Origin of the sequence: Endozoicomonas sp. ALC013, from assembly GCF_049310205.1 — a bacterium.
Lineage (GTDB): Bacteria > Pseudomonadota > Gammaproteobacteria > Pseudomonadales > Endozoicomonadaceae > Endozoicomonas.
On the sequence record NZ_JBLYNS010000221.1, the window covers coordinates 1 to 5,277 of the forward strand.

Here is a 5,277-nt window from a genome sequence, read left to right on the forward strand (position 1 = left end):
AGCGGGTTGATCCCGTTTTGGGGCTATTCATGGAACCCTCTCTCGGATATCATTGGCCGGTTTTACTGTTCCCTTTAAATACCTGATTGTTATTCCCTGAGAGGTTGGATCATGCAAGCCGAAGAGGTCAAGGCGCTTCTGGAGAAGGAGATTGCGGGCTCACAAGTGATTGTTGAGGGCGAGGGGTGTGACTTTCGTCTGACCGTAATCAGTGACCAGTTTGAGGCGAAGAGACCGGTTCAGCGTCAGCAGATGATCTATTCTCACCTGAATCCATTCATCACCAGTGGTGCGATTCACGCTGTATCGATGGTGGCTTTGACTACCGCAGAGCGTGCCAGACAGCTGGGTAACCAGGACTAAGTGAGAAACCATGGATAAACTGATTATCACCGGTGGTGTGCGCCTGGATGGAGAGATTCGGGTCTCTGGTGCCAAGAACTCTGCCCTGCCGATTCTGGCTGCGACCCTGCTGGCTGACTCCCCGGTTACCGTATGTAATCTGCCCCATTTGCATGACATTACCACCATGTGTGAGCTGTTTGGCTGCATGGGGGTTGAGCTGCTGGTGGATGAAAAGATGAACGTGGAAGTTCATGCCAGCACCATCAAGCAGCTCGTGGCACCTTATGAGCTGGTGAAGACCATGAGGGCTTCTATCCTCGTACTGGGCCCTCTGCTGGCCAGATTTGGTTATGCAGAAGTCTCCCTGCCCGGTGGCTGCGCTATTGGTAGCCGTCCGGTTGATCTGCATATCAGCGGCCTGCAGGCCATGGGCGCAGATATTGTTGTGGAAGACGGCTATATCAAAGCCAGCGTCAAGGATCGCCTGAAAGGTGCACACATACTGATGGACACCGTAACGGTCACTGGTACGGAAAACATCCTGATGGCTGCGGTACTGGCCGATGGCGAAACCATTATTGAAAATGCGGCCCGTGAGCCTGAAGTGGTGGATCTGGCCGAGTGCCTGATTACCATGGGTGCGAAGATTGAAGGCCATGGTACGGGTATGATCCGGGTTCAGGGCGTAGAGCGCCTTAATGGCTGCACCTACTCGGTCTTGCCAGACCGTATTGAAACCGGCACTTACCTGATTGCTGCCGCAGCAACCGGTGGCCGGGTCCGCCTGAAAGACACCCAGCCTGATATTCTCGATGCGATTCTGTTCAAGCTTCGGGAAGCCGGTGCTGCAGTAGAATGGGGCGATGACTGGATTGAACTGGATATGAAGGGCAAGCGTCCCAAGGCCGTTGACCTGAAAACGGCACCTTATCCAGCGATGCCTACCGATATTCAGGCTCAGTTCACCGCATTGAATACCATCGCTGAAGGCACTGGCCGGATTACCGAAACCGTGTTTGAAAATCGCTTCATGCATGTTCAGGAAATGAAACGCATGGGCGCAGATGTCGATGTGGAAGGTAACACCGTTATCGTCAAAGGTGTTGAGCAGCTCAAGGCAGCGCCGGTTATGGCGACCGACCTGCGGGCTTCAGCCAGTCTGGTTATTGCTGGCCTGGTCGCTGAAGGTGATACCGTGGTAGAACGTATTTACCATATTGACCGTGGTTACGAGTGCATTGAAGAGAAACTTCAGCAACTTGGTGCCAAAATTCGTCGCGTTCCTGCCTGATTTACACTTCTTTTCTCCTTTCTTACCCTGACTTTCGGCTTTTTGGTCAAAAGTCAGGGAACTTTTCTCCCTTTTACCACTCAAATAAAACGATAGTCTCAATTTTGTTATTGATGACTTGATGACCGTCAAAGACTTTTACATCCATCAGAGAATAAAGCTTTGTCAATTCATTGGTTTTGCTGGCTCATTAAATATCGCGTAATGAAGGCTCTCTCAAATACAAGAATATGCCTGGCAGTAGAATGGAGTCTAATTAAATGGAATTAACGGAGTTTACTGCTATCAACCCGGTCATCCCGGAGGGAGGACCCCGGTCTCCATCGATCAGAGCGAGCGGAGATAGGGTTTCTGTTCGGCCTTATTTTGATACAGCAAATCATGTGACTATCAATCAATGTCAGGATGCTGCACCGGATGTTCCTGAACAGACAGCAATGGTTGACAGAAGCTCAATCAGTCAAGTGTCAGGGCGTTCTTTACTGGCTTCCAGCGCCAATCAAAGCGAGGGCACTGCTGATGATGCAGATGAAAGTACTTATCTACTGGCAGTACCCCGGAGTCAGAATTTAACGGCAAGCCAACAGGCTACTGCCTATTCCTCTATGGGGCAGACAAAAGCAACCGGTGTTCCAGCCTCCGGTAGCCCGGATGAGGACGCTCCTCAAGTTCGCCATATTTACCATGATATCGTTTTTTGTTTCTATCAAAACCTCCGCAAAGCCTGTGGCCTGGGCATTAAGTTAGGTTTGAGAAAGGTTGGAGTTAATCCGGATGCCCAGCCAATCGTTGCTGCCGGTCGGACCAGTTGCTCTGTGGGTGGCAGTCATGATAACGGTTATGTGAATATCGAGATTGTCCGTCCTCCCGCAAAGGCCCGCAAGAAGGTGAGTGACAGGCTGGTCAAGGCGGCAGGTTTAACGCCGGAAAAAATGCTGGAAAAGCCTGAGGCTCTGAATGCCCTGGTGGAAAATCTGACGGAAGTGATTCAGGGCGAGCTGAAAAAGGCCAGCCCCTGGCCAGAAAACGTTGCCGGTGGAGTGGCTGGATATGCGGTTGATCCCGGTGGGGATGAAGGCTGGGTCAGTGATGTTACCCGATCAATTGCCACCATTCTGGTACACCTGACTCATGAGGCCTTTCTGGATAAAGTAACCCTGGCGGATAGCGACGCTGGGAAAAAGGAAATATCGGACACTCTGACCCGGTTAATCGTGAGCATACTGGGTTTAACCGGGCATCCGTTGGCACAAAACAATGCAACTGGCATTGATTCCATGTTAAGTAACGGCATTGTTACTGTATCGCAGTCGGGTAATCAACTGTTTAATGAAAAAATGACAGCCATCAAGGCTGACTCTTTAAAGGGGATTATCAACCAGGCACTGGTCAGCATGATGGCTGAAGGCGTTGAGTTGACCGATAAGAATGTTGATGAGCTGCTATCCAGAATTACGGCCATCATTATTGATACCCTGATGAATATTCGCGCTGATACTGTGCGCATATTCAATGACTGGCAGCAACATAAACCGGATGAAATTGACAGAATTCAAAATAGAATTGCCAGTAGCGCAGCAAAAACATTAACAACGGTTGTGCAAAAACACAGCCATATTGTTGTGCAGAAATTCAGTTCTGCTGCGGATGGTATTTCTAAAATGGCTGGCAAAATAGCGGGTCTATGGAAGTCCAAATCCAATCAGCCTGAACCAGAGCCGGTCAAATACACCGAAAAGAAAATCAAACAGCTGATCAATAAGAAAATAAAAGAAGCTGTTCGGGTATTTCAAAATGAACAGGCGTTTAAAGATAAGCTGAAACCGTTGATAGAAGAGAATCTGGAAAAAATTGCGCCAGATATTAAATGTATTATCAGGAAACTGAAGAGAGAAACGCAAGACTGTAAAAATAATAGTGGGGATGTGCAAGACCTGGTTTCCAGAATCACCACTGCGTTTGCAGACAATAGCCAGCAAACTGAACAGGGCGAGGTTGCCTCTGCCGCTGTAAAAGACCCACACACATCAGGCGATTCAGCAACGAGCGATCAATCAGACAGGGCTTCTACCTCATATTCTGCTGAAGGAACGACAGAACCTCGTGTCGGGCAAAGCCGTGTTATTGATCAGTTGATTGCTCAACAAGGTAGCAGGGTGGTAGTCGAGGCGATAGACCTGCTGACCGGCGAACTCCGGAAAAATCTGGATACGGTTATAGCGAGTGTAGAGCCGGGCATTGAGAAAGTGATGGAACAGGCTGTCAGTCAAGGTGCTGCTTTTATTGCTGAGCGAAATGGCACAGAACTCGCGGCAGATCAGGGACTGGCAGAGACTCTCCCCGGATTCCGGGCAGCCATGACACCGGTTTTAACGACATTGGCTGTTGATATATTGAGCCGTAAGCTCGAGTCTGAGGCGTGGAAAAAAGCACTTCGTGACAAAGGGCGTGAAGTGATCGGTCAGTCGAATAGCCCGTCAGATTCTCAGGGAGACTTCGCAAACACTATCGATGAGGCATTGAAAACAGCGGAGGCAGTTGCTCTACAGCAATTAACGGATCCGTTAAAGTCTGTGATCGATACCCTGCCCCTGGACAGTCTTCAGAAACTGGCTTCTGACGTTATCCTGCAAAGCGCGGGGGATGGAACCGTCTGGCTTGATGATCTGGTAAGAGATCTGTTTAACCGGAAAATGGGGGAGGAAGCCATTGTTCTGGCAGTCATGGATACGATTTCAGAGGAAGCGGTCAAGCTGCAGCACCAGCTGATAAGTGCTGCCATGCACTGGATAAGGCAACGAGCAAAGGAGTGGGGGGCGAAATACCAGGTCAATCAATGTATGGACTGGTTGGCAACATGGATAGCGGAAAACAAAGAACAGATAGATCTGGATGCTCGAGAGTATGTAAAAACATTGCTGGTTCAGGCAGCCCCGGAGTTGGAAGGTGCTATCCATGAACGATTAGAGAGCCTGCATTCTGCGTTGGCAAGTAGCAGGGTTGATGCGGTGACTACTTTTCAGCAGATAGCGGAGGAGCTGGAGCCAGGGGAAAAGTCCGGCTATTTGACCGGCAAGGGTGTGGAGAAAACGACAGCGGGCCATCAAAATCAGCATGATCATTGGCAGGATGCCCGTCAGGCCGTTGCTGATCAGTTGGGTAACCTGGCTGATGAAACCATCGACCTGGTCATTAAAAAAAGTTGTCAGTTGGAGGCGGTCAAGCCGATTCTGGCAGATAGTATCCGTGAGGTTATGGATCTTGTCGTCAAAGAAGGGGCACTGTTTGTCGCGAGGCAGAACGGTGAGCAATGTGACGACGTGAATGCCTTAGAGGGCAGCACGGCGCTGACCGAACAATTACCGACGTTTCTGACCACAGCCACGGTTGAATTAATGGTTCAACTGCTGAGTGACCGGCTGCAATCCGGAGACTGGAAAACAGCAACTGTTACCGAGATCACAGCCGGGGAGGAAACGGCAGACTCAGTCACGATGATAGCCCGCGAAGTTGACCGAATGCTGGGCGAAGGGCTTGCCGGGATGGTCAACGCGGTGGCCGATCAGGTGGAATCACTTCTGCAAAAACACCCATACACTACTGCCGAAGCGGTGCTTGGGGAGTTGACCCAGCAAGGGATA

The 5,277-nt window shown here is 50.2% G+C and carries 3 protein-coding genes; all 3 read left to right on the plus strand.

The window, feature by feature from the left end:
- Positions 1–111 precede the first annotated feature (111 nt).
- Positions 112–363 carry a BolA family protein gene (locus ACO6V1_RS22160; protein ID WP_163370989.1) on the plus strand — a complete coding sequence of 84 codons (252 nt, stop codon included), beginning with the start codon at positions 112–114 and terminating at the stop codon, positions 361–363.
- Positions 364–373: 10 nt separating this feature from the next.
- Entirely contained in the window at positions 374–1,636 is a 1,263-nt protein-coding gene (murA, locus tag ACO6V1_RS22165) for a UDP-N-acetylglucosamine 1-carboxyvinyltransferase (RefSeq protein ID WP_422449990.1), read from the plus strand.
- Between the two features lie 383 nt (positions 1,637–2,019).
- Positions 2,020–5,277: hypothetical protein (locus ACO6V1_RS22170; RefSeq protein ID WP_422468629.1), on the plus strand; the 3,258-nt coding region annotated here is incomplete at its 3' end.

Bases quoted from the DNA above. Each gene is read 5' to 3' on its own strand.
- ACO6V1_RS22160 (WP_163370989.1), top strand. From the start codon at position 112: ATGCAAGCCGAAGAGGTCAAGGCGCTTCTGGAGAAGGAGATTGCGGGC.
- murA (WP_422449990.1), top strand. From the start codon at position 374: ATGGATAAACTGATTATCACCGGTGGTGTGCGCCTGGATGGAGAGATT.